This is a genomic window from Chlamydia sp. 04-14, assembly GCF_036632095.1.
In the GTDB taxonomy this organism is placed as follows: Bacteria; Chlamydiota; Chlamydiia; order Chlamydiales; family Chlamydiaceae; genus Chlamydia.
The window spans coordinates 399671-424917 of sequence record NZ_JAPYKW010000001.1; the positions used below are offsets into that span (position 1 = coordinate 399671).

The following is a 25247-nucleotide window of genomic DNA, read 5'->3' on the forward strand; positions in this document are numbered from 1 at the left end:
AATTTTTTTCTAAGACTATTGTTTGTCAGAGATATGCTTGTTTACTGTTGAAGATAGGTTCTTCAATCCATGAAGGACCGAAGCTAAATCTTTAGCAAACTTCGCATCTTCTTTAGGATTGTTAAACAAGCCTTCTGTAAGACTCTCAATAGGCAGGGAATCTAAAGTTCCGTTTAACGCAGCCATCATCTGTGTTAATTGTTTTTCATCTTGAATCCCAGAAAATGTCTGAGCTAGAGGTAAATCTTCATAAATAGAGGAAACTAAATTCTCTAGATTTGAGATTGCTACTTCTTGTTTGTCTGTTTCATTAGTGAATAACACAGGTGAGGCATCTACATGCTTTGCCGATGTCTTCTTAGTAGTAGTTTTTTTCGTTTTTCTAACTTTTTTATTCATGTTGGAGTTCTCCTAACCCTAAATTAACGTTTCCCACCGGATTTCTTTTTGGCCGGTGTTTTTGATTTAGCAGCAGTAGTTTTTTTCTTTTTTGGAGTTGTTTCTTTGATCATGTCTTTGAGAGAGTCTTTCATAATATTGCAGCGTTCTTTCAGAATTCTGTATTCAGGTTTGTTAGCGCAAATATCGATAGTAATATCTAAGAAATCTCGAGATTCCTCTGCTTGATCTATCTTCATCAAGCTGTCCGCTATGTAGTAAGGAGGAATAGGGTTTTGAGGCTCCGCATCAAAAGCAAGGAAGAAGCCAAAGGCTGCTTCATTGTACATTTTGAGCTGATGATAGCATGAGCTTAAGCCTAAGATATACTTGTAGCACTGAGGTTTGGAAGCTGTAAGGATTTGGAAAAGACCGATGGCTTCGTTGTATTTCCCTTGGGAATAGAAGCTGTAAGCGATTGTGTAGATCTCTTCTAATAAAACGTCGGATAAACCTAAGATTTGTTGAAGAGTTAATCCGTCACCGAGACCCTGTAAGATATCCATCAAAGCTTTCTTTGTTTCTTCTTCTGTAGGGACTGGATATTTCTGTTCTAAATCATTAGCCTTAGCTTTTTTTTGTGCAGCAAGCTCAGCGAGTCGGCTACGTGTTTTTTTGTTAAACGAGGCTGATGGCTTTTTAGAATTATTGGAAGTAGGCTTGCTCATTAATATAATTCCTAAAATTAAAATTATTTAATTCATAAATCAATTTTAAAGTTAATTAATTCGAAAAGACAAGTGATTAATTGAATGCAATTTGTGATCTTTATAAATAATTACTGTGTAAGTTGTTCTTATTTCAAGGTTTGCAAATTATAAAAATTAGGTTTCTTGACATTAGTTTTTGGGTATTTTACTTTTTGCTTTCGCAAGATCCTTGATTAGAATTTGCTATGAGTTCAAGAAATCCTATTCAACTACTCGATACGATCACTATCAATCAGATAGCTGCGGGAGAGGTGATTGAAAACTCCATATCTGTTGTTAAAGAGTTGGTAGAGAATGCCTTAGATGCTGGGGCTGATGAAATAGAAGTGGAAACTCTAGGAGGAGGACAGGGCTTAATTGTTGTAAAAGACAATGGCTGTGGGATGAGCTCCGAAGATGTTACTCTTGCTCTTAAGCGTCACGCCACCTCAAAGATAGGTGAGTTTTCCGATGTTTTTTCTTTATGCAGTTTTGGCTTTCGCGGGGAAGCTCTTCCTGCAATAGCTTCTATCTCTAAAATGGAGATCCTTTCTTGTCCTATAGCAGGAGAAGGTTCTAGGACAATCATTCATGGAGGGGAGGTTATTTTATCCGAAACTAGGCCTCGTCAGCTAGGGACTACGATTTCTATAGACTCGCTATTTTATAATGTCCCTGTACGTCGGGGATTTCAGAAAAGTCCTCAAACAGATCGAATAGCTATGAGAAAGCTTTTAGAGAATAGGATTTTATCTGTGGAGAATGTCGGCTGGTCATGGATAAGTGAAAGACAACAGGAATTTCGCATTCTAAAGCATCAGGAATTTATCGAGAGGGTTGCTTTTGTGATGGGAGATGGTTTCATGCAGGAAGCTCTCCGCGTAGATAAGGGGGGTAATCTTGCGCGTGTTGTGGGTTTTCTAGGATCGCCAGGCTTTCATAGGCCTACACGGCTAGGTCAAAGGGTATTTATCAATGATCGTCCCGTAGATTCTGTGTTTATATCAAAAAAGATAAGCGAGGCCTATGCAATGCTTTTGCCTCCACAAAGACATCCTGTTTTTGTTTTGAAACTGTACCTTCCCCCAGAGTGGTGCGATTTTAATGTTCATCCTCAAAAAACAGAAGTAAGAATTCTTAGAGAAGAGTTTGTTGGAGAATTTCTTTTAGAGGCAGTAGGAGAGGTGCTAGCGCGTCCTCAAGAAGTATCTGTTTTTGGGAAAACAACACGTGCTTTGCCTCCCCTACGTTTTTTTGATGAGCCATGTTTTGAAGCCTCTTCAAAAGAGTCTCACAGCCCTGTTTCTTTGCCGGTGGTAGAATTGACTTCGTCTTCTTTCGGTCCTCTTCCTTTCTTGGATAGAGAACAAGATCCTTTGCCTGTGGATAAACAGACGCAAATTACTTGGGGAGCTTCTCAGGAAGTGCGTTTTTTAACTTCTTTAGGGAAAATAGTTCTTGCAGAGGACTCAGAAGGCGTTCATGCTGTTTTTACAGAAGCTGCTAGAAAACATTTATTTTACTTATCTTTGGTGGATAACCATCAACATAATTATAAAAGTCAGTCTTTTTTAGTTCCTTTATGTTTGGAAGTCACTCCTGAAGAGCGCATTTTCCTTTGTTCCCATATTGAGGAATTTAAACAATTAGGAATAGAAATCTCTCAAATGGGCCCCTGTGTATTTGCAATTGAAAGTGCCCCCACATTTATAGGTGAAGAAGAGTTAAAATCTTGGATACTTTCTTTAGCAGAAGAAGGATGTGCTAAAATTGATAAAAGAGCCATGGCTCTTTTAATCAAGGAAACTCTAACGGGGACCATGTTTTGTAAAACACTGCGGACATTCGATATTTCTTGGTTATCTTTGCTCTGGCAATTAGGTAAGCCTGAAAAAGCATTTGACGGCACACAAATACGTCGATTAGTTTTAGACGAGGATTTTATTAAGGAGTAAATTATGTTCCAAGATCGTTTGATTAGAGCGCAAGCAGCTCTTACAGATTATGGTATAGATGGATTTGTCGTAGAAAGAAGTGAGGATCTTGCATATTTTCTCGGAGATAAAGTAACCACAGGAACGCTGCTCATAGGTAAGAATGAGGCGGTTTTCTTCGTCTATCGTATGGATAAAGATCTCTATGCAGATCTTCAAGGACCTTCTCTTGTGTTTTGTGATAGAAATATAGCAGAATTCCTTCTTCCCTATCTTGAAACAACAACTTATCAAACTCTAGGTTTTGATAGCCTTCACACCTCGTATCACAGATATCAAGAAAGAGAAAATGCTTCTTGTTCTTGGGTCCCTACAACATTATTTACAGAAAAATTGCGCAGCATAAAATCCGCAGATGAAATAGAAAAAATGCGTCAAGCAGCTGCTTTAGGCTCCGAAGGATATGATCATGTTCTTTCCGTATTGCAAGAGGGTATAACAGAACAGGAAGTTGTACGCTTGCTTCGTGTGTTTTGGGCTAAAGCTGGTGCTGAAGGGCCTTCATTTTCTCCAATTGTAGCTTTTGGTCATCATTCTGCCTTTCCCCACGCAGTTCCTACAGATAGAGCCTTGCGCAAGGGAGATATCGTGCTGATTGATATAGGAGTTTTATATCAGGGCTATTGTTCGGATATGACACGAACAGTGGCGTGGGGCCGTCCCGATACACGTCTTGTTGAAAGTTATCCCGCGGTTGTAGAAGCGCAGCAAGCTGCTATGAAATTGTGTCGTGCCGGAGCTCTATGTCTGGATATTCATGAAGAGGCCGCTCGTATATTAAGAAAATACGAAATTGAAGAATATTTTTGTCATGGCGTAGGGCATGGTGTGGGAAGGAACATCCACGAATATCCCCAGCTTTCTCCAAAATCTGGCACAACCACCTTAGAAACTGGAATGACCGTTACCGTTGAGCCTGGGGTTTATTTCCCGGGAATCGGAGGCATACGTATCGAAGATACAGTATTGATAGATGGTAATAAAAATTTTAGTTTAACTGATCGACCCGTGTCTACGGAGTTAGTTTTCTTATAAAAGCATTCTCTCTTTGTTTAATTATTTTTTAATGTTAAACACTGTTACTTTTGTTTGTATAAATTGATTTTTTTTCTCTAATCGGTTATCTTATAACTTTATTTTTAGTTTGTTTCTAATATGCACCAGCTTTTTTCGATAGGCTACAGTCTGATAAGTATCGCTGCTTTACTCTGGATGGTGTGTGGAGCCCCGAATCATTTAGAAAATCTTTATAGTATTTCTTTGAAATTCGATGGTGCGAACGGAAAACAAAAGACGTTTCCTATGGCTCAAAACGTCTCTTCAGGGATCTGGTCTCTAGAGTTTCCCGAGCTTAGGGAAAGACTCCCTGATCTTAGGCAGGAGCTCGTGTTTTTAGGGAGCAATAAGCGTCCCGATGCTTTTGGAGGCAAATTTTTTTTAGAACTGGCTACTTCTAAAGATTCCTGCGTGGCTGGAGCTAATGAAAAAATATATTTACAGGTTATTCCTTCCCCTGATGGTGGGATGTTTACTTTTAGTCCCGAAGGGAAGCCTACAGACTTGTGGTTGGAATGTCGTCCTTTGAGTGTAGATAACCGTATAGAAGTAAAAGTGCGTTTAATGGGCGTAAATAGGGAATTAGTTGTCTCTCCGAAGGAGAGGGAGACCTTATTTTTGACTGCTCCCGCTAAAGGCTTGGAATCTTGGGAAATTGGCGGCATTCGTGTGGATGCGAGTTTCCCTGTGAAACAAAAGATTCGTCGTGTGGGGAGTGATAAGTTCCTTTTGATGCATGGTGGGGCCGATTATGCCGATAAGGCTGTTAAGGAACGCGTAGACTTCGTCTCGCTATCTGATGAGAATTATAGCCGTTATCTTACTGTCGGGGATGTTTTGCTTTGGGATGGAAATTGCTGGCAAACCTGTGGGGAGTTTCGAGGAGAGAGTTCTCAGGCACCTTTATTAGAAGTTAAGAAAATAGACGAAAAAGTCATGGTGATAGAGCTGTGGAACGTAGGGGGAACATCCCATCAGTCCATGAGTTTAGTAAAAACCATGAGTTCTCCTATAGAGATTACTGAGATCGTTAAGGAATTTGAATTTGTTGGGATGCGTTCCTGGTCCCGTCCTATTATACAAGCAGGGGGACAAAGGATGATCCTTTCTCCCGATGATTGGGTGGTCTACACCGGAAAAACTTGGGAGAAAATTTCTCGCAAAGAACAGTTAGAAGACTACCTTTCAGGAAAGACTCAAGGGCCGTTATTGGTTTTTGATAAATTAGAAAAAGATTCTAGAGAGTTTGTCGTTCGTGCTCATGTATTTAATGCACAAAGGACGTTAGTAGAGTCTGTGACACTGCCTTTAAAACAGGGTTTTGATTCTGGATCCTCTTCCGCTAAAGAAGAGGTGTCTCCAGGACGACAACCACTTGTAGGCGGTGAGGGAACCAATCGTGGGGGATCTTAAATGCGTTTTTTGCGTAATCCTTTAGTTTATTTCTTTGGTTTATCGGGACTGGCATGTTGCGTGCCTGGTTTAGCTTTGACTATTTCGGAAAAAGCCGCGTCCTTAGAAAAATCCAGAGATTTTATAGATAGTTCCCTTGGGCTGGCTTCATTCAATGCGGATATGAAGGAGTGCAACCTTCAGCTGAAAAATCTTTACGACGAGGCTGCAGCTTTACGAGCATCAGGATGTGAAGACGAAATGCGATGGAAAGAGCTTCTAAGTAAGCTGGCAGAGGTTAAAAAGCAAATTAAGCATATAGAAAATCTTTGGTCAGCAGAGATTCGCGAAAGAGGAGAAAATCCTGATGATTACGCCTTGTGGCATCATCCTGAGACGACAATTTATAATTTAGTTTCTGATTACGGAGAAGATAACATTGTTTATCTAGTGCCTCAAGATATTGGATCGATTAAAGTCTCAGCGCTATCAAAATTTACTGTTCCCAAAGAGGGTTTTGAAGAGTGTCTCACCCAATTGCTAACACGTCTTGGTATTGGTGTGCGTCAGGTAAGCCCGTGGATTAAAGAGCTCTATATAACTCATAAAGAGGGCTGTGGGGTTGCTGGAGTCTTTTCTTCTAGAAAGGATTTAGATTTACTCCCCTCAACTTCCTATATCGGTTATGTGTTAAACTCGAAAAATATCGACGTTCGTGCAGATCAGCATATCTTAAGAAAATTTGCTAATCTTGACACCACGCATATTGATCTTTTTGGAGGGAAATTATGGGTGTTTGGCTCTGTTGGGGAAATTAGCGAGCTTCTTAAAATTTACGATTTTATCCAAGAAGATAGCGTTCGTCAGGAATATCGCGTTGTTCCCTTAACAAAGATAGAAGCTTCTGAAATGATCTCTATTCTTAAGGCAGCTTTTCGAGAAGATATTACTAAAGAGGGAGACGAGGAAAACCTCGGTCTTAAAGTTGTTCCTCTACAACATCAAGGACGCTCTTTATTTTTAAGTGGTACAGCTACTTTAGTTCATCAAGCAATTGATTTGATTAAAGATCTTGAAGAGGGGATTGAGAACCCCACAGACAAAACTGTCTTTTGGTATAGTGTGAAGCACTCTGATCCTCAAGAACTCGCAGTATTACTATCTCAGGTACACGATGTTTTTGCAGGTAAGGAAGGGGGTGCGCTTGCTTCTTCTGAAACTATGCTAAGAGAAGCTGCTTCTACGATACATATCGATACATCTTCAGTGGGAACCGCTAAAGAAGGTTCTGTGAAATATGGGAACTTCATAGCAGATTCTAAGACCGGCACTTTGATCATGGTTGTAGAGAAAGAAGCTCTCCCTAGAATTAAGATGTTATTAAAAAAACTCGATGTGCCTAAGAAAATGGTTCGTATCGAAGTTTTGCTATTTGAAAGAAAGCTTTCCAATCAGCGTAAGGCAGGATTAAATCTTTTAAGACTTGGAGAAGAAGTTTGTAAGAAAACATCCGCAGCTGTCTCTTGGACAAGCTCGGGGATCTTAGAGTTTCTATTCAAAGGAAGCACCGGATCTTCTTTGATTCCCGGCTATGATCTTGCTTATCAATTTTTAATGGCTCAAGAAGATGTACGCATAAATGCAAGTCCCTCTGTTGTGACAATGAACCAAACTCCTGCAAGAATTGCAATTGTGGAAGAAATGTCGATAGCAATTTCCGCAGATAAGGAAAAAGCTCAGTATAATCGTGCTCAATACGGAATTATGATCAAAATGCTTCCTGTAATTAATGTAGGCGAGGAAGATGGGAAAAGCTATATTACCTTAGAGACGGACATTACCTTTGATACTACAGGGAAAAATACTAATGAGCGTCCTGATGTTACTCGACGTAATATCACCAATAAAGTGCGTATTCCTGATGGAGAAACGGTAATTATCGGAGGTTTACGTTGTAAGCATGCTTCTGATGCTCAAGATGGTATTCCTTTCCTTGGGGAGATTCCTGGTGTAGGGAAGTTATTCGGGATGAATTCTACATCTGATAGTCAAACAGAAATGTTTGTATTCATCACTCCGAAAATTCTTGATAATCCTGTAGAGAAAAAAGAGCGTCATGAAGAAGCTATTCTTTCTTCACGTCCTGGAGAAAATACTGAATTTCGTAAAGCACTATTCGCTGGAGAAGAGGCTGCAAAAGCGGCACATAAAAAACTAGAACTGATTTCTGCCATAGAACTACCAGCGTCTCAAGTAGAGGGGCTAGAGTATGACGGCCGGTAAAACTCTACTATCTCAAGAGCTTTTAAACGCTCTGCCCTACAGCTTTTTAAAGAAGCATTGTTTGTTGCCAATACAAGAGCAGGAAAATAGTGTAACGATAGCTTATGCGAAGATTACTTCACTCATGGCGAAAGATGAAGTGCAGCTGCTTATAAAAAAGCCTGTGCTTTTCGTTCTTAAAGATGAGACAGATATTTTACAGAGTTTACAAAAGATCTACTCGAATTTAGAGGGGAAGGCGTCTGATATGCTGTTAAGCATGAAAGAAGGCGACTCCGCTCAAATAAATGAAGAGGAAGATCTTTTAGAAAGTACGGATTCTGTCCCTGTCGTACGCTTTTTAAACCTGATTTTAAAAGAGGCTATTGAGGAACGCACCTCGGATATTCATTTTGAACCTTTGGAAGATTCTTTACGCATTCGCTACCGTATAGACGGAGTTTTGCACGATCGGCATTCTCCTCCCGCGCATCTACGTTCAGCATTAATCACTAGGATTAAAGTATTAGCGAAGATGGACATTGCGGAGCATCGTCTCCCTCAAGATGGAAGAATAAAAATCCAAATAGGTGGTCAGGAAATTGATATGCGTGTCAGCACCGTTCCTGTAATTTATGGCGAACGCGTTGTTCTTAGGATTTTAGATAAGCGTAATGTGATTTTAGATATCTCCGGATTGCAAATGCCTAAAGATATCGAAAATTCTTTTAAAGAGGTGATTGCAGTTCCTGAGGGGATACTTTTAGTAACAGGCCCTACGGGAAGTGGAAAAACAACAACACTTTATAGTGTTATCCAACATCTTTCAGGACCTTTTACCAATATCATGACAATAGAAGATCCTCCTGAGTATAAGCTATCTGGGATAGCTCAAATTGCAGTGAAGCCAAAGATTGGTTTGTCATTTGCTTGCGGTTTAAGACATTTATTACGTCAAGATCCGGATGTTTTGATGGTTGGAGAAATTCGTGATCAGGAAACAGCAGAAATTGCTATACAAGCAGCGCTAACAGGGCACCTTGTTGTAAGCACGTTGCATACTAATGACGCAGTTTCTGCGATTCCCCGTCTTTTAGATATGGGAGTAGAGCCTTACTTATTATCAGCAACAATCATCGGTGTTGTTGCACAAAGATTAGTAAGGAAAATCTGCCCCCATTGTAAGGAGCAATGCGCAGCAGATGTTCAAGAACGGGTATTCTTAGAGTCTATAGGTCAAGATCCCGATGTCGTGCTATATCGTGGAAAGGGATGTTCTCATTGTTTTCGCTCAGGATATAAAGGACGTCAGGGAATTTACGAATTCCTACATCCTGATACAGCTTTACGTTCTGAAATTGCCATGCATAAACCCTATCATGTATTGCGAGAACACGCTGAACACAAGGGATTTCGTCCATTACTGCAACATGGAGTTGCTTTAGCGTTGTCGGGAGAGACAACATTAGCAGAAGTATTCCGTGTTACGAAACGGTATGACTAAGGAGGGGATAAAGATATGCCACGCTATCGCTATACCTACCTCAATGCAAAAGAACGACGTAAACAAGATTGGTTAGAAGCATTACATATTCAAGAAGCAAGAGAAAAACTTGCCCAACAGGGGGTAAAGCTACTCTCTATTCGGGAAGTGCCTCCACGTCGTGTACGGATAAAAAATAGCGAGCTGATCATCTTCTCAAAACAGATGCTTCTTCTTCTTCGTTCAGGATTACCTCTATATGAAAGCTTATCTTCCCTTCGAGATCAGTATCAGGGACAGGGAATGTCAGGATTATTGACGGCATTCATGGAAAATTTGCGTTCGGGAGGATCTTTGTCACAGGCAATGGCAGCGTATCCTGATATTTTTGATAATTTTTATCGCAGCGCTGTCCTCGCTGGAGAAAGTGTCGGTAATTTAGAAGGATGTCTGCAAAACATTATCGTTGTTCTAGAAGAACGTGAGCAAATGTCTAAGAAGCTTATGGCAGCTCTTAGCTACCCAATAGTTTTACTTGTGTTTTCTGTAGCTGTAATTCTCTTTTTCCTCACAGGAGTCATTCCCTCTTTGAAAGAGACATTTGAGAATATGGAGCCTAACACACTTACATCTATAGTATTTGGTCTTAGCGATTTTGTTTGTAAGTATAAGTATCTTCTTCTTGCGACATTAGGAGCTGGGATAGCGGGTATAGCCGTCACACGACGTAAACCCTTTTGGAAAAAATGGTTTGAAAAAACCCTATTTTCAATTCCCGGGGTGAAGAAATTCTTTATCAAATTAGGATTTAGCAGATTTTGTTCAGTAGTTTCAGCGATTCTTCGCGGTGGAGGGACGCTGATAGAAGGACTAGAGTTAGGCTGTGGGGCGGTTCCTTACGATATGTTGCGTGAGGACATGAAACAAATAATCCACGCCGTTATCGAGGGAAGCTCATTAAGTAAAGAATTAGCAAAACGACCTTGGGTGCCGAAATTAGCATTAGGCATGGTCTCTTTAGGAGAAGAATCCGGAGAGCTTGCTGATGTGTTGGGGCATGTCGCTCATATTTATAATGAAGATACCCAAAAAACACTAACCTGGATAACCTCATGGTGCCAACCAGTTATCCTTGTGTTTCTTGGAGGAATTATAGGAATTATTATGTTGGCAATACTTATCCCGCTAACAAGCAATATTCAAATTTTATAGAACAAACAGGGCAAAAGTTATGAAAAAACAAAAACGTAAACAGTCCATCACATTAATCGAGATGATGGTTGTTATCACATTGATCGGTATTGTTGGAGGAGCTTTAGCTTTTAATATGCGCGGCAGCATTCAAAAAGGGAAAGTTTTTCAATCAGAGCAAAATTGTGCCAAAGTCTACGACATCCTAATGATGGAGTATGCAACTGGAGGAGCGTCTCTAAGAGAGATCGTAGATCAGAAAGAATCTGTTCTTGAAGGAGCCGCATGGTGCAAAGACGGGAAGAAATTATTGAAAGATGCTTGGGGAGAAGACATCGTTGTAAAACTCAATGATCAGGGTGATGATTTGATAGTCTTTTCTCAAAGAGCCGCGGGAACAAATAGTAAGCGCGGATAGAGATCCCTATGACGCTTCATAAAAAAAGATCAAAGCGGAGTTTTCTGCTGATAGAGGTATTGCTGTCGTTATCACTAGTTTGTCTAGTGCTAATGCCCTGCATCCGTTTTTATTGTGGCGTTCGTAGATCTTTTGAAGACGATATTGTTAATCTACAGTTGCCCGCTGTGATTGATAATTGTTTTTTTGCTGTTGAAGATAACATGCGGGAGCAAATGCTCAATGGAAATTTTCCCACATCGGGTTCTGGAGAGCTTTCCTGTGTTGTTTATACGAGTCAAGGAAATGAAATTCGTGTTCCCTATGTATATTCTATGGATATTCGTAAGGGAGTGCGTGTAGAGGCTAACATTGTAAAAGCATGTTTTGCAGATGTTGTCATCGAGATTTTCCCTAATCAAAAATATACAACGTCCGTGCAAAGAAGCGTATGCGTAGTAATATAACATCCTCAAAAAAAAGGAAGCGGTCCTTCCTGCTTATGGAAGTTCTAGTATCCATAACCCTGTTTGCCCTGCTTTTTAGTGTTTTGGGGTTTTGGCAAAGGCAGATGTTTTGTTCTAACAGACGCAATGAGCGTGTTTACAAAACTTTTTTACAGGAAAGCTACGCTTATAAAAAATTGCGAACGGTATTTTGTGCGACATCCCACATTGAAGAGATCCCAGGAGCTTTATGCTCAGTAGTTTTTGATCGAGGTGTGTATCGAGATCCTGAGCTTGCCGGAGAAGTCGCCGGCTCTCTATACTATCATCAAAGTCTAGGCCGATTAGAATTACAAATACGCAGTTTGCGAAATCATACTAAGGTAGAAACGGCATTACTTTTAGATAACGTCTCGAAAATAGATATTGTTCCTCAGAGGAACACCGGGGATCAGGAACTTCCGGAGAGATTACTGATAGTAATTCATAGGAGTTTCCCTGAGGGTAGTGAGCGGATATTGTCGTACCAATTCGCGTTGGGGAAATAGCTATGCAGTCTTACATTTTTACTTTATTATGTCTGGCTTCCTTAATTTCAATGGTATCTTTTGATGCTGTAAATGCGAGGAAGCGTTGCGTATGTTCTCGGATTATTGAAAGTAATGAGAATCTCTTTACCGCACAGCGTTCAGCATGTGCCGAAGTGGAATATCAGGAAAAATCTAAAAAGATTTCCGCTGTAGAGAAGATATCTAAAGACGAAGAGATTTCTTCTCCAAAAAAGACAGCAAAGGTAGCTACTAAGAAAAAACGTAAATACCGTCTTCTAAAAGTACCATTTTCACGACCACCGAATAACTCTCGATTTAACCTCTATGCTCTCATGCAAGAATCTCCGGAACATTATGCAGATCCAGCGTCTTGGCATGCGATATTTGTGCGCTTGTTAAAACGTGTTTATGTAGATACCGGATGTGTCCCTCCAGGATCAGAATATGCAATTACCGAAGCTTTGCTAGGTAAAAGAACAGAAATTCTAGAGGGAGGGAAAAAGTTCGGTCCCGATGTTATCGAGACTCTCACCCTACCCTCTCAAGAAGCAGATATTCTCTACACAATGCTGCGTGGTTCTAAAACAACCCAATCTCTTCTGAACTTTCTTCACTATGAGGAAAAGTCCCAAGGTTTAATTAAATTAAATCTAATATTTGCTGACCCTTTGCTTTTAGAAGCTATTATAGATCACCCGGTTGCATGCCGGGAGCTAGACGCTCTTCGTGGGGGAATCTGGGAAAGTGTAAAACGTCAAGAACAGTCTATTCAAGAGCATGGAGAGGCAGCAGCTTTAGAGCTGTTTAAAACACGCACCGATTTTCGTATGGAATTAAGGGATAAAACCCAGGTTCTTCTCTCTCAATATGACTTACTTCCACTGCTGAATAAAAAGATCTTCGATTTTACATTAGGAAGTGCTGGAGATTATATTTATCTTATTGATCCAGAAACAGGCACTGTTTCTCGATGTCGCTGTTCTCCAAAGAGTAGTAAATTATAATTAGAAATTTCTTATTTATCTTTAAATATTTTTTTTGATAATTGTGTATTATAAGTATTTTTAAATAAAAAAAGATTTTTAAAGGTAAGGCCATGGCAGATGAGACACCAAAAGAAAACTCTTCTTCGAAAGAGTCGTCCTCTCAGTTTGAGTCTTTGAAGCGTAAGGTGAAGGATTTGCATGCCAATCCTAAAGTGGGAAGAATGAAGAGGTTCTTTTCTCATCACGCTCGCGAAGCCATTAGTGGAGCACTAGTCCTAGTTGGTATTATTACTGATTTTGTATCTTGGGTTGGAGGCTTATTCGTCGCCTGTGGTGTGGTGCTAGGTTTTTATCCTGAGATTCGTACTGTTTTGAAAAATCTTCAAAGCTACTACGCCAAGAACGGCCCTGCAAAGAACGCTCTTCTTTGTGGTTTATTGCTATTCTTTCTTCTGAACGTCTTCCCTTTTACACTATCATTTTTAGTCTTGTGTTTGATTCTTGTTTTACTTGGAGATAACAAAGACAATAAGAGCAATGACTCTTCTCAAAAACCTCTATAATCTAGAGGAATTTTAGCGAGAAAAGCTGCTTAACTCGGGTAGCTTTTCCGCGCTGTATTTCTATTTTTTCTATAACTATCGTTATTTTAGAAAGTTCCTTTCCTATAGAACTTTAGGGCTGGATCCTAAAAGCATGATGGGAGCTTCTTTAAACCAAGCTAAAGTGAAATAGTCGATTTGCTTGACTATGAACCACCAGGCAAGAGTTAGGAATAATAGACCCATGAAGGCTTTCAAAGCAGAAAGAAGATAGATAACCTGAACTTGTGGGGCCATCCTATTGATGATTCCTAAGAATAAATCAGACATGAGCATGGCTACTGCTGCTGGAGCGCTAAGTTGGATAGTCATAATAAGACATAGCTGACACATTTTAATTAGCGTAATCCAAATTGGCGCATCTAACGACATCATCTCCATAGGGAGAAACTTATGAATAGGGATTATCTCCAGAGATTGCAATAAAAGTGTTAAAACAATCCTATGTCCTCCAGAAAGCCAGAAGACAATAGTTACAAAGTAATGATAGAAGATTCCATGAGGAGAAGTTTGCTCGATGGAGATCAGTGATGTTGCTCCCTCTAAGCCTTGAATACCCTGTTGGTTGGTAATAAACGATCCTGCAGACTGGGCAGCATAGAAAGGAAAAGATAGGATGAAACCAATTAACGTACCTATGCAAAGTTCCTTGACAATGAGAATATAGAAGACATCATCGTCTAGATAATTTGCAATATGCGTGCTCATCAGCACCTTAGGGAAAATAATAGCCACCCAAGAAAGCGCAATACCTATTTTAATAGGTGCTGGAAATAACTTGCCTCCTAGGAAGGGAACAATAGCAAATATAGGAAGTAATCGAGATAAAAGAAGCAAAAATACGCTCCATACGTAAGCTGGAGGCTTTTGCAAAATATAATCAAGATATGAAGAACCAAAAACAGAAACAAGCTCTGGTAAAGAGATTGCCATAGCTGTTTATTTCCATTTATAAAAGTTTTGGAAGATCTGAGAGGCAAAACGGAAAATCATATTGCTTAGCCATCCTCCGGAAATCATCAAGGTACCAAAAATAACAACGAGTTTGATAGCAAAAGCAAATGTTTGCTCTTGGATTTGCGTTGCGGCTTGGAAAATTGCGACCATGATACCGACAATAGAGGCAAGGATAATAGGAGGCGCAGAGATAATCAAAATCAGTAACAATGACTGATATGAATACTCAAAGAGCATGGATTTAAAGCTTGCGGCAAGTGCTATCACGGCATATCCCTATTTAAAGCTAATCATGAGACCTTGAAGTAATAACGTCCAACCATCCACCATCACAACAAGAAGTAATTTTAATGGTAGCGAAATAGATAATGGGGAAAGCATCATCATTTGCATAGCTACCAAAACGTTCGCTGTGACTAGGTCGATCACAAAAAACGGTAGGTAAATTAGAACGCCAATTTCAAAAGCATTTTTAATCTGCCCCATAATAAAAGCAGGAATAATAATCACGAAATCCGAGGCGGTCATATGCTCACGGATCTCCTGTGGAAACGTTTTCTGAGAAATCTTATAGAAACTTTGGATCTGAGCTTTCGGTGTATTGCGTATTAAAAAGGATCGTAAAGGTTCTTTAGATTTATTCAACGCTACGAAAACAGTTTCAGCGCCTTCTGCAGAGAATAAATCTCTGGGAATGGTATTTCCTTGTATCTCTTTCCTAGCGTCGTTGTACATAGCAACTCCTGTAGGAAACATCACATAAATAGAAAGAATCAATGCTATGCCATTAAGGACCTGGCTAGGGGGCGTTTGCTGAACACCCAAAGCGTTCCTTAATAGAACAAGAGTAATGATAATTTTTAAGTATGATGTTAGCAACATCACGAGGAAAGGTGATAATGCTAAGAAAATTAAGATAACTGCCTGTGTTGTCAGATCCGGATATGTATCTGAAAAACTCCCTTCAGAAAGATGTTCTTGAGGAAGCACATCATTAGCAGTTACTCTTTCTCGGAAAGTCGGCTGAGGATAAGTTTTCTTCACCTCAGGTTGTTGAGCAGCTATCGACAATTCTGTAGGTTTAGGAGGATTACAGCGAGAAGGACAAGACGAATCGTAGGTATCTGCAAAACACCACGGTGCGCTCAAGATAAACATACAAAGGAAAGTACGAAAAATGAAACGCATGATGTCAAATACCTTTATTCTTGCTTGCCCTGAGCTTTATCTGCAGGTGCTTGTTGCTTAGGTTGAGGTTCATCTACAGGATTTTGTTGTTTTAGTATAGTAGAGAACGCTTTTTCTAAAGCAGCTAATTGTACATCCAATTGAGCATTTACAATACCAGCTTCTGTTTCTATAACACAACCCCCTTGGGTAACATCAGCTTTAGGGGCAATGATTAAAGTGTCAGCGTACTCGACAATTTTCTTCAACTCAGGACGATTTTGCTCAACAATTGGGAGATCTTTTGGATTTACGTGAATAATAATTTTTTTATGTTGGGTGAGCTCTTTCAATGCTTTGGCAATGATAGAAACTATCGCTTCGGGATGAATTTCTAATTCCTTACCGAGAATCTTTTTCACACTAGCAATTGCTAAAGGAACAAGAGCTTCCTTAACTTTATTACGAAGATCATGAGTTTCTTTTTCTAAATAAGCAAGCTGAGAGCTCCATTGTTCGCTGCCTTCTTTGAATCCTTGATCCTTAGCTTCTTTACGAAGCACCTCACACTCCTGTTTTGTTTCATTAGTGTAAGATTCACTATCTTCTTTTGTTTTGTCTAGGAGTTCTTTAGCATCAAGCAGAGCTGAAAAAGCCTCAGGAGAAAGGATTTTTTTATTCGGTGCGACTTCATCATGTTTAAAAATTAAACTAAAAAACTTCATCTATTTGACAGCGTAGAAAACCCTGAGATTTCTTAAAGTTTAGGGAGGAAACGCTGCTCCTTCTTTTGTTGTTTTAATTCCTTATTATTAACAATCGACTCATACGCAAGGAGAAAAAGAAAGTCTCTTTATGCTATTTCATGCTCTGAGTTATAGAGGTCTTATTGTACTAAGATCTTAATACATAATTCTAACTGGCTCTTAAAATAGTCACTATGGGAGTGTTCATAAGATTTTCGTAGAGCTTGTTCAAAAATATATCCCCGGCCGATATCCAACCTACGTAGAAAATACCAAAGGAAGGAGGCATCTTCTTTTGCTAATGCTATAGCAAGAAACTGTAAGCCTTGTTTGTGAATAAAATTACGGAAATCATTATCGCTATCCCAAGAAACTAAAAATTCAGTTGTTTCAAGGTGTTTCATAGGATGTGATTGGCAATAAGATAGAAACAGTTGTTCCGTAGGAGAGAGGACTTTATGTACACGATCGATGATCACTTTATCAACAATATTTCTTAGTTCTTTTGCTATAGCGAATAATCCTAAACAATTAATCAATGTCATCTTTGTCGTTCCTGAGTAATACAGCATAGCATTGAACGGCGAAGGTGGAAGAAATATCTCTTCAGTAATTCCTGGAGGACGGATTTTTTTGCTCAACATATCTAATAGGTAGAAAGCTCCGAAATTAGAGCAACGTTGCTTCGCAATGGAAATCTTTGGAAGTAGTGGAGTTAATTCCTGAATTAAAGAGTCTGGCAACCAAGAGAGTAACTGGCTTTGTATTACTTCTGGGAAGTCTTTAATAGCTACGCTAATCCATGAAGGATGAATTGTCGCTAACCAGCACATGGTAAAAGATAAAGAACTTAGAGGAATATCCTCATGGTGCGAGGGCGTGACTAGGAGATTTTCCGGAAGAAAATTTGCAAGGTCATCCTCTTTGGAATACTTCATCAAGATGTTTAAAGTTCCAAAAGTGTTGGCGGTCACTAGACATCCTCATTTTCTTCGTTTCCTTCTGATGCCTCTGGTGCATTGTCTTTAGGACCTTCCGCTTCCTCTTGATTAGGTTGCGTTGGTTGTCCTTCTTTTTTCTCTCCAGTACCTTCTTCAGGTTTCTTAGCTTCTAGGGCAACTTTAGAATATGGAGAAGGGTCGAAGAAACCTTTTGCTCCACCTAAGGAAAGAATCAATGTATGCGTTTTCCAAATTACCCAAAGTAATCCACAAGAGATAACGAATAAGGTAAGTATTAAGAAATAAAAGATAAGACGGAATTTACCTAATGAAGATTTCGCTAAGATAATTCCCCATACGGAGACATAATCGATTTCATCGGATAGTCCCCAAGGACCATTAATAGTAATATCACTATAAGAGGCGCGATCACTAATAACGGAAACGTTTTCTGTAGAAAGACCTGGAACAGCACTGGCAACTAATCGCTTAATTTTAGAAACCATGATGCTATTTGGATTATCTAAAACTCCACGATGTTTGATATAGACGGAGGCTGTTAAAGGAAGGTTGTCTTCAGCTTCTGTTGTGAAAGAAATCTGTACGCTAGCGTCTACAATTCCATCCATCTTTCTAATAGTAGAGGCCATTTGCTCGGAAAGACCTTCTTGATAACGGATCTTTTCCTGCATTTCTGATGGAACAAGACCTTGCTTGGCGAATAGGTCTAAGAGGCTCGTCCCTTTCATACGAGGAAGGCCAGCTTGATTTAAAATTGCTAAAGCTTCGGTAATTTGCGCAGCGGGAACAGCAATATCCCAGAGCTGTTCGGTAGAGGCTCCTCCTGTAGAAGCTGCAGCCTGTGGTTGCTTTTGAGCAGCGACTCCTTTGCTAACAAGTAGAACGACAATCTCATTAGCTTCCCTTCCTGGAAGCCCATGAACGATTAGCGATCTGCTGTTACAACTTGTACAGCAAAATAAGGTCATTACAAAGAATAAGCACCAAGAAATAGAACTACGAAACATAACCCACGCATACCTTTTTACTCACCATAACAAAAGGGGGGATTAGTGCCAATCGTGAACATTAAACAATAAATATGTTTTTGATTTCTATCAACATGAGATCGTAAAAACTCTTTTATATAAGGTTATAGTTATACAAGTTTAGATCTAAAAAAGACGTTTATAAACAAAGCTGGTTTTAAAAAAATAAGCACGAAGATGGAGACTAGTTCGAAATTTTCGTCATTTCAGAGTGTTTATTTTCCAAGTCATGTAAAACGATATCAGCATTGAAACTAGAGCGGACAAAAGGTCCTGCATAAACAAAGAGCCCTAAAGACTCTCCCATTGTACGGTAGTAATCAAAAGTTTCGGGAGTGACATAGCTTTTTACCGGTATATGTAATCTAGAAGGACGTAGGTATTGTCCTATAGTGACGATTTTTACTCCGTGATTGGCAAGATCTTTTAATGTTTGTTTTACTTCACTTTCTTGTTCTCCAAGCCCGACCATAATTCCCGATTTGATTTTAAGATCAGGAAGATACAGCGCTGCCTGCTCTAACATAAATAAAGATCTGCGATATGTTGCTTTATGTCGTACTACAGGTGTTAACCGTTCAACAGTTTCCACATTATGATTATAAATAGTTAATCCTGAATCTAACAATGTATGTAGAGCATCAACATTCCCTTGAAAATCTGAAGCTAGCATTTCTACAGTAGACTCTGGAAGTTCCTGATGTAAGGTATCAATAATGCGAACTAAGCAACTTGCGCCACCATCCTCTAGATCATCACGAGCTACCATGGTTAAAACAATGTGCTTAAGCTGAAGAATTTTTGCTGATTCTGCAATTTTTTGAGGTTCTTCAGGATCAGGGGGTAGGGGTTTTTTCGTAAAATCGATGTTACAAAAGCCACATCGTCTAGTGCACGCATCTCCTAAAGCTAGGTATGTTGCTGTCTTTCTTGACCAGCAACGCGTGCGGTTAGGACATAAGGCCTCTTCACATACTGTAGCCATTCCCGTGCGCTTTATAGTGGCATCTGTATGGGCAAAGACTGAACCTTTAGGTAAAACTTGCCTTAGCCATTTAGGAAGGCGCTCGGCGAAACGTTTACCTTGTTGAGGTTTTTGTGTTTCATCGGAAGCTTCATTCATAGTCTTGGAGGAGGTAAGTGTAGAGGGTGGTTTGTTGCTAATAGGGCGCTTTCTGCCCAAACTTCAGCAAGAGTTGGATGAGCATGTATAGTCTCATAGATACAAGGTAGAGTTAGCTCATTACGTACTGCTAATGTCATTTCTGCAATTAATGATGCTGCATGAGGGCCTACTACATAAGCCCCAAGAATCTGTTGTGTAGATTCATGGCTAATAATAGCCGCAAAGCCATCAGCTTCTGCCATAGCTACTGCCTTGCCAATAGCTTTAAAAGGGAACTTAGTGAGTTTCGCAGGAATGCTTTGTTGTTGGGCAGCCTCTAAAGAAAGACCTACCATAGCAACTTCTGGGAAGGTAAAAATTACTGCAGGTACTGCTGAATAATCCATAACTTCGTTGTGGCCTGCAGCATTTTTACCTGCAACAACTCCCTGATGGGAAGCAACGTGAGCAAGTAACCATTTTCCTGTGATATCTCCAATAGCAAAGATATTTGCGACGTTGGTTCTCATAGTCTCATCTACAGGGATAATACCACGCTCGTTGCGAATCACTCCAGCATTATCCAATCCAATGTCCGTAGTGTTGAATTGACGCCCAATGGCAACTAGAACATAATCGTATTCTTCAGTCTGATCATTCACAGTAATTTTTACTCTGTCACCAATATCTTCTAAATGTCCAATGGACGCTTTAGTAAGCACGCGAATTCCCTGGCGTGAAAACTTATCCAACATGGTTCTAGAAATATCAGCATTATTCACGGAAAGAATTTGATCAGCGACTTCTATGATAGTGATTTCTACTCCTAAAGTATTGAACAGAGAAGCAAATTCACAGCCAATAACACCTCCGCCGATAATGGCGAGCTTTTTAGGAAGTTCTGTGAGGTTTAAAATGCCCGTTGAGCATAGCACACGAGATGAGAAAGGAACTCCTGGGAAGGGACGTGATTCTGACCCTGTAGCTATGATAATATATTTAGCTTTGATAACTGTAGTATCTTGACCTTTAACCCTTACCTCAGTGGATGAAATTAAGGATCCTCGGCCATTCAAAATAGTAATTTTATTACTACGTATGAGCCCTTCCAATCCCTGACGTATGCCATTAATGACAGTATTTTTTCTTTGGACCATTGCAGGGTAATCTATGGAATAACCATCAATGTTTATCCCGAATTGCTTGGCATGTTTAATTTGGGAAACAATACCTGCGCCTACTAATAGAGCTTTAGAGGGAATACAGCCACGATTTAAACATGTGCCTCCGGCCTGTTGTTCTTCAATAAGTGCGGTCTTTAATCCTTGTTGCGCTGCAGTAATCGCTGCAACATAACCCCCAGGTCCAGCACCAATAACAACACAGTCAAAATCTGTACTCATATTCTGTTCCCAATTCTCATAAGTATCGAAATTTAAAAGTTCTTAAGAAGATCTTTTTTAAGACGCTAGGTCGTAATATTATTTCATGAAGAGCTTTTTGCTTATTCTAGATCTAAAGATTAATTTTCAGCATTGATTTTTTCCCAATAGAAATTATAATTTAAGTTATGTACTGTAATTAGTCGTAGTGTGTACAAATCGACATATAAGAAACTTTCTGTTTCTTTATATTAAATCCTAGTTTGGGAAGGTAGGTTGCCATGCCATTTGCTAAAGAAGCAGAGATGCAGCGCACATGTTGGAAGTGTGAAGGTAGCGTATCTATGCATATGCCCCAGTGTCCCTATTGCAGTGCATTTCTTCAAGATCCTCCGGTAGCTTCGGGAGGGTTTTCTTCATGTCATATTTCTTTCCCAGAAGGCTCTACAAAGGGAGAATCTGAAGATCTTTTTGCTGTTTCTTCAGAGGATTGGGAAGCTGTTCTTAGTGATCAAAATACTTTCCAAAAACCTACGGAACAGTCTGAAGCTGATTGGAATTGGTTACAGCATTGGCCTCTTGTTGCCTTATTTTTAGGCGCAGGATTTTTAGCTTTTGCTTTGATTATTCTTTTATTTGCTACAGATGCTGGACTGACGTTGACATGGCCTAAAAACCGAGCTTATCTTTATGGCATTGTCGGTGCTTTGTTTGCTTATCGCGGTTACTTGAAGCTTTCGGAATAAGATATTCTTCAACTTCTTCTATTTAAAGAAGCGACTCTTCAGTGCCATCGGGTATGCTATTTGTTGTGTCGTCCACTCCATTGCGTTCATCTTTATACGATAGAATCGTGATCAAATCTTCTCTATTTAACATATGGAGAATATTAGAATCTTGAGTGGAGATAACTTTATCTAATAAACGGATCTTCTTTTCAATGAGGTAGTGGATACGTTCTTCTAACGTGTCCTCTGTCATGAGTTTGTAGATAAATACGGTATTTTTTTGCCCTATTCTATGAACACGATCCAAAGCTTGATTTTCTTTAGCAGGATTCCACCAGCGATCGTACATGATTACGACGTTGCCGGCAGTAAGGTTAATTCCTGTTCCTGCAGCGAGTAATGAACCCACGAATACACGACATTCAGGATCTGTAGTAAAATATTCTATCTCTTCTTTTCTATTTAAGGATTTTCCTTGAATAGAGGCATATTTTACGCCAATCTCTTCGAGATATAACATAATAATACGAATCATATGAATGTATTGTGAAAAGACAACAACCTTATATCCTGAGGACAATGACTCGTGAAGTAGTCGAACAAAAGCTTCCCATTTTCCGGATTCGTGTTCTCGGTATTTGTCAGGATTTTTAAAGAAGATTGCTGGATGGTTGCAGATTTGTTTGAGATGATTCAATAAGGCAAATACATGGAGATAGTTGACTGTCTGTTCTTCTGGAGATTCCAGTTGTTGAATCTGCGCTTTTTCTCTTTTTAATGTAGATAGATAGAGCTTTTTCTGTTCTGGAGATAACGTACAAGGAATTATCGATTCTACTTTTTCAGGCAGTTCTGGGAGAACGAGTTTTTTTGTTCTTCTTAAGATGAAAGGTCGAGTTAATTTGAGTAGTAGATCTTGTGATGGAATAATCTCGTCATCTATTTCTGCGGTATTTTTCTTCGTGAATAACTTCTTAAATAAAGCATCTGACGGGAGATAATTAGGGAGAATAATGTCTAAAAGACCTTTGAACTCAAGAAGGTTATTTTCTATAGGAGTTCCTGTTAATCCCAATTTCATTTGAGAATCTAATCGGCAGAGAATCTTATGAATTTGGCTATTTTTATTTTTTGCCATGTGGATTTCATCAAATACCGTTACCGTGAATGAAATCTTATAAAACTTAGCGTAATTTTGTCTTAAGGTCCCATATGAAGTAATAATTACGTCAGTAGGGGGAAGCTGTTCAGGTTTATTAGGACCGTGAAAAGCAAAAATACTTACTGTAGGCAGATGTGTTGCTAGTGTGTGTTCCCAATGGGGCAATACGCTAGTGGGACAGACAACAAGAAACTTCGGCCGCTCTGTAGGTTCTGCAGATTGGAAAACAATATCTAATAACGCTGTAGCTTGGTGGGTTTTCCCTAACCCCATCTCATCACAAAGTAGTCCAGATAAACGGTGGTTATACAAGAACCATAACCATAACAAGCCGCTATTTTGATACGGGCGTAGTTTATGATCTGTAGAAAATAGATTTTGTGGAATAGGCGGCAAACAAGCTGCTTTAAGCTGAGAGAAAAACGCTAAATCGGATGCACTTGCATTAATTTTTTCATGCGTAGACAGTGGTGCTAAAGCGTCTAATTTGAAAATATCTGTCACTGTAGCAATTACAGTATTTTCAGAAATCAGACATTTTTGAGCGGAGATAAATTGTTTTAAGAATTGAAATAGGCAGTGTTGGAAACTTAAGAATCCAGCTTTAGTAAAAGCAAAAGCTTTTTTGTTTTTCAATGCTTGTAGCACAACCCCCAGGGGTATAGAACCAATGTTGGTTTTGAGTTCTAAATGCAAATGTAATGGCGATGAGGGATGAGGGCGTGTTATCGATAATATGACAAGCTCGAATGTTTCCGGAAGACAAAGTTGGGGATCTGCAAAAACAAGCTTATCATTATGGAAGTTTTGATTTATAAACTCAGGAACTTGCTCAGGAGGAATTTTCTTTGGTAGAGAGCATAATGATTGTAAGGGGGTGGGAAGCAGGTTAAATCCTAGATTTTCTCGATAAAGAAAAACACCAAATAGTCGGCAATTTTCTTCTTCTAAACCTTGAAATACAGGTTTTAAACACAATCCTGAACCTTTAGTTTCTTTATGTACTTCAAAGAAAAGATTTTTCAGAGGTGGTGTAGGAGCAAAGAAGTTGGAGATCGTTCTTAAAACGACCTCATGTTTCATAATGAAATTAGGAATTTGATCAGCCTCTACAATCAAACCATCCTGAATTTCTAGATCTGCTTTTCTTTGTAAGAAAAATCCCTGCCCGGAATAGTATGTCCAAGGACCATAATGAATATCTATAGCTGCAGGATCACCAGTGTTGTAATGGAATAGTAAAACACCTTGTTGTGTAATATTATACGTTAACTGCCCTTCAGGAACACGATCAGTAAATACTTCAAATCCTGGTTCGCGAATTAATAACCCCTCATTATCTAAAAACTCCTCAACTTGATCTGCTTTAACAACGAATGAGATTTGAGGAGAGAGTAGCCCCCTTACTGTAAACAATCCTCTTTCAGGGACATAACAAAAGTCGGGATAGATGAGTTTCCCGTTCTCTAGATCTCCAGGAGAATCTAGATAGGCTGAAAAGGAAATAGAAGAATCCCTTAAAAAATAGATAGAATAACGGATTGGACGTTCTTCAGAATCATAATGCAGAAGGGATAATATTTGTTTTTTTAGAGTTTCAGGAAGTAGGGATATTACATAAATAGAAACGAAGGTTTCTTCCGAAGGCAGAATAACTTGTTGAGATCCTGCTATATAGCCGATAGAGCCAATTTCAGTTATAGATTGTCCTGCATGATTATGTGCGATCGGTTCGACAGTGAAGTATACTTTAGATTCTTCAGGGACTACACGTACTTTGGTTATAGAAAAATCACTATAATTTCCAGGGAGAGATGTTTGAGAAAAATTAATCTTTGGAAATAGGTTTTCTAAAGTTGCAAAATCTAAAATCTCTCCTTTTAAAGAGATACCCTCCCATTGCATTGCAAATTGCGTAGGGAAACCCTGATTATTTTCAATAAGGTCTAAGCGTGCTCCTGCTTCAGAAGAGAAGAAAAAGTATTTTGCTATGCGATATAAAACAGACTGAGGAAAAGTTTTTTCAGTATAAGTTTTAGGCTCGGGAGATTGATGGATGATAGGCAGCCATTCTGTAAAAGCTTCAGAAGACAACGCAGAAATCTCTAAAGTTGCATGAGAAGATATTATAGAATAGTGTTTATCACCATCAGCACGTAGATGCGATTCCTCTATGAATAACTTTAAGAACAACGCATACCAAAAAGATCTCTCGAATTTATAGTGCAGAGGTAGCCACCCATGAGCGTCGTAAGCTGAGAAAAATGCGGTCATTAAATGAACGCAACAATCCCCATCAGGACAGCTGCAGGAAGCAAAAGTTAGATTGTCAATATCACTAAATTTTAGTGTGCTGACCCAATCCCCATCAGGAGAGTCCTCATCGGGAATTCGGATGCTATAACAATCTCCAGAAAAATCTAAAGCGATGTCTTGGCGATTCGTAGCGAGATAATCCATCGCTGTTTGACGAAAGCCAGCTAAAGCGTTTAAAACCATAACGTTATGCTAGTTAGCAAATAC

The 25247-nt window shown here is 39.4% G+C and carries 23 protein-coding genes; 12 read left to right on the forward strand and 11 right to left on the reverse strand.

Translation table 11 applies throughout. From position 1 onward, the window contains the following. Window positions 1-15: 15 nt before the first annotated feature. Entirely contained in the window at window positions 16-399 is a 384-nt protein-coding gene (locus O6937_RS01805; protein WP_332389973.1) for a hypothetical protein, read from the reverse strand. Between the two features lie 23 nt (window positions 400-422). Beyond that, the gene (locus O6937_RS01810) at window positions 423-1106 is read right to left on the reverse strand and encodes a SycD/LcrH family type III secretion system chaperone (RefSeq protein WP_332389974.1); all 684 of its coding nucleotides are present in this window, start codon (window positions 1104-1106) and stop codon (window positions 423-425) included. A 227-nt stretch (window positions 1107-1333) separates the two neighbouring features. Between O6937_RS01810 and mutL the strand changes: the two genes are divergently transcribed. The 11 genes from mutL to O6937_RS01865 all read left to right on the forward strand — a co-directional run bounded on the left by mutL (window position 1334) and on the right by O6937_RS01865 (window position 13448). Then, window positions 1334-3082: a DNA mismatch repair endonuclease MutL gene (mutL, locus tag O6937_RS01815; RefSeq protein WP_332389975.1), complete on the forward strand. Its 1749-nt coding sequence runs from the start codon at window positions 1334-1336 to the stop codon at window positions 3080-3082. A 3-nt stretch (window positions 3083-3085) separates the two neighbouring features. After that, window positions 3086-4156, forward strand: a complete 1071-nt coding sequence (locus tag O6937_RS01820) for a M24 family metallopeptidase (protein WP_332389976.1) — start codon at window positions 3086-3088, stop codon at window positions 4154-4156. 120 nt (window positions 4157-4276) lie between these two features. Then, entirely contained in the window at window positions 4277-5590 is a 1314-nt protein-coding gene (locus tag O6937_RS01825) for a hypothetical protein (protein ID WP_332389977.1), read from the forward strand. Continuing rightward, complete coding sequence (locus O6937_RS01830) at window positions 5591-7852, forward strand: type II secretion system protein GspD (protein WP_332389978.1); 2262 nt, start codon at window positions 5591-5593, stop codon at window positions 7850-7852. After that, window positions 7839-9335, forward strand: a complete 1497-nt coding sequence (locus O6937_RS01835; protein ID WP_332389979.1) for a GspE/PulE family protein — start codon at window positions 7839-7841, stop codon at window positions 9333-9335. Before O6937_RS01830 ends, O6937_RS01835 begins: the two co-directional genes overlap by 14 nt. 15 nt (window positions 9336-9350) lie before the next feature. Continuing rightward, entirely contained in the window at window positions 9351-10526 is a 1176-nt protein-coding gene (locus tag O6937_RS01840; protein ID WP_332389980.1) for a type II secretion system F family protein, read from the forward strand. Window positions 10527-10545: 19 nt separating this feature from the next. After that, the gene (locus tag O6937_RS01845; RefSeq protein WP_332380920.1) at window positions 10546-10923 is read left to right on the forward strand and encodes a type II secretion system protein; all 378 of its coding nucleotides are present in this window, start codon (window positions 10546-10548) and stop codon (window positions 10921-10923) included. A gap of 8 nt (window positions 10924-10931) precedes the next feature. Next, complete coding sequence (locus O6937_RS01850) at window positions 10932-11369, forward strand: type II secretion system protein (RefSeq protein WP_332389981.1); 438 nt, start codon at window positions 10932-10934, stop codon at window positions 11367-11369. Further along, a complete protein-coding gene (locus tag O6937_RS01855; protein WP_434601906.1) occupies window positions 11354-11896 on the forward strand; it encodes a DUF1494 domain-containing protein in 543 nt (180 codons plus the stop codon). The genes O6937_RS01850 and O6937_RS01855 overlap by 16 nt, the downstream gene beginning before the upstream one ends. A gap of 2 nt (window positions 11897-11898) precedes the next feature. Then, a complete protein-coding gene (locus tag O6937_RS01860) occupies window positions 11899-12903 on the forward strand; it encodes a hypothetical protein (protein WP_332389982.1) in 1005 nt (334 codons plus the stop codon). Window positions 12904-12995: 92 nt separating this feature from the next. Then, window positions 12996-13448, forward strand: coding sequence for a hypothetical protein (locus O6937_RS01865; protein WP_213241770.1), 453 nt, complete (start codon window positions 12996-12998; stop codon window positions 13446-13448). A 102-nt stretch (window positions 13449-13550) separates the two neighbouring features. Here O6937_RS01865 and O6937_RS01870 read toward each other — a convergent pair whose 3' ends face one another. The 8 genes from O6937_RS01870 to lpdA form a co-directional block, all read right to left on the reverse strand. Continuing rightward, window positions 13551-14420, reverse strand: coding sequence for an EscT/YscT/HrcT family type III secretion system export apparatus protein (locus tag O6937_RS01870; protein ID WP_213241768.1), 870 nt, complete (start codon window positions 14418-14420; stop codon window positions 13551-13553). A 6-nt stretch (window positions 14421-14426) separates the two neighbouring features. Next, the gene (sctS, locus tag O6937_RS01875) at window positions 14427-14711 is read right to left on the reverse strand and encodes a type III secretion system export apparatus subunit SctS (RefSeq protein ID WP_006343598.1); all 285 of its coding nucleotides are present in this window, start codon (window positions 14709-14711) and stop codon (window positions 14427-14429) included. A 9-nt stretch (window positions 14712-14720) separates the two neighbouring features. Then, window positions 14721-15632, reverse strand: a complete 912-nt coding sequence (sctR, locus tag O6937_RS01880) for a type III secretion system export apparatus subunit SctR (RefSeq protein WP_332389983.1) — start codon at window positions 15630-15632, stop codon at window positions 14721-14723. A 14-nt stretch (window positions 15633-15646) separates the two neighbouring features. Next, the gene (locus tag O6937_RS01885) at window positions 15647-16336 is read right to left on the reverse strand and encodes an HrpE/YscL family type III secretion apparatus protein (protein WP_332389984.1); all 690 of its coding nucleotides are present in this window, start codon (window positions 16334-16336) and stop codon (window positions 15647-15649) included. 161 nt (window positions 16337-16497) lie between these two features. After that, window positions 16498-17331, reverse strand: a complete 834-nt coding sequence (locus O6937_RS01890; protein WP_332389985.1) for a hypothetical protein — start codon at window positions 17329-17331, stop codon at window positions 16498-16500. After that, entirely contained in the window at window positions 17331-18326 is a 996-nt protein-coding gene (sctJ, locus tag O6937_RS01895) for a type III secretion system inner membrane ring lipoprotein SctJ (RefSeq protein WP_332389986.1), read from the reverse strand. The genes O6937_RS01890 and sctJ overlap by 1 nt, the downstream gene beginning before the upstream one ends. Before the next feature lie 205 nt (window positions 18327-18531). After that, entirely contained in the window at window positions 18532-19470 is a 939-nt protein-coding gene (gene lipA / locus O6937_RS01900) for a lipoyl synthase (RefSeq protein WP_332389987.1), read from the reverse strand. After that, a complete protein-coding gene (lpdA, locus tag O6937_RS01905) occupies window positions 19467-20855 on the reverse strand; it encodes a dihydrolipoyl dehydrogenase (protein ID WP_332389988.1) in 1389 nt (462 codons plus the stop codon). Before lpdA ends, lipA begins: the two co-directional genes overlap by 4 nt. A gap of 260 nt (window positions 20856-21115) precedes the next feature. On the opposite strand from lpdA, the gene O6937_RS01910 reads away from it, so the two are divergent. Then, a complete protein-coding gene (locus O6937_RS01910; protein ID WP_332389989.1) occupies window positions 21116-21580 on the forward strand; it encodes a phage holin family protein in 465 nt (154 codons plus the stop codon). A 22-nt stretch (window positions 21581-21602) separates the two neighbouring features. On the opposite strand, the gene O6937_RS01915 is transcribed toward O6937_RS01910, so the two are convergent. Next, window positions 21603-25223, reverse strand: coding sequence for a DEAD/DEAH box helicase (locus O6937_RS01915; protein WP_332389991.1), 3621 nt, complete (start codon window positions 25221-25223; stop codon window positions 21603-21605). Window positions 25224-25247 lie beyond the last annotated feature (24 nt).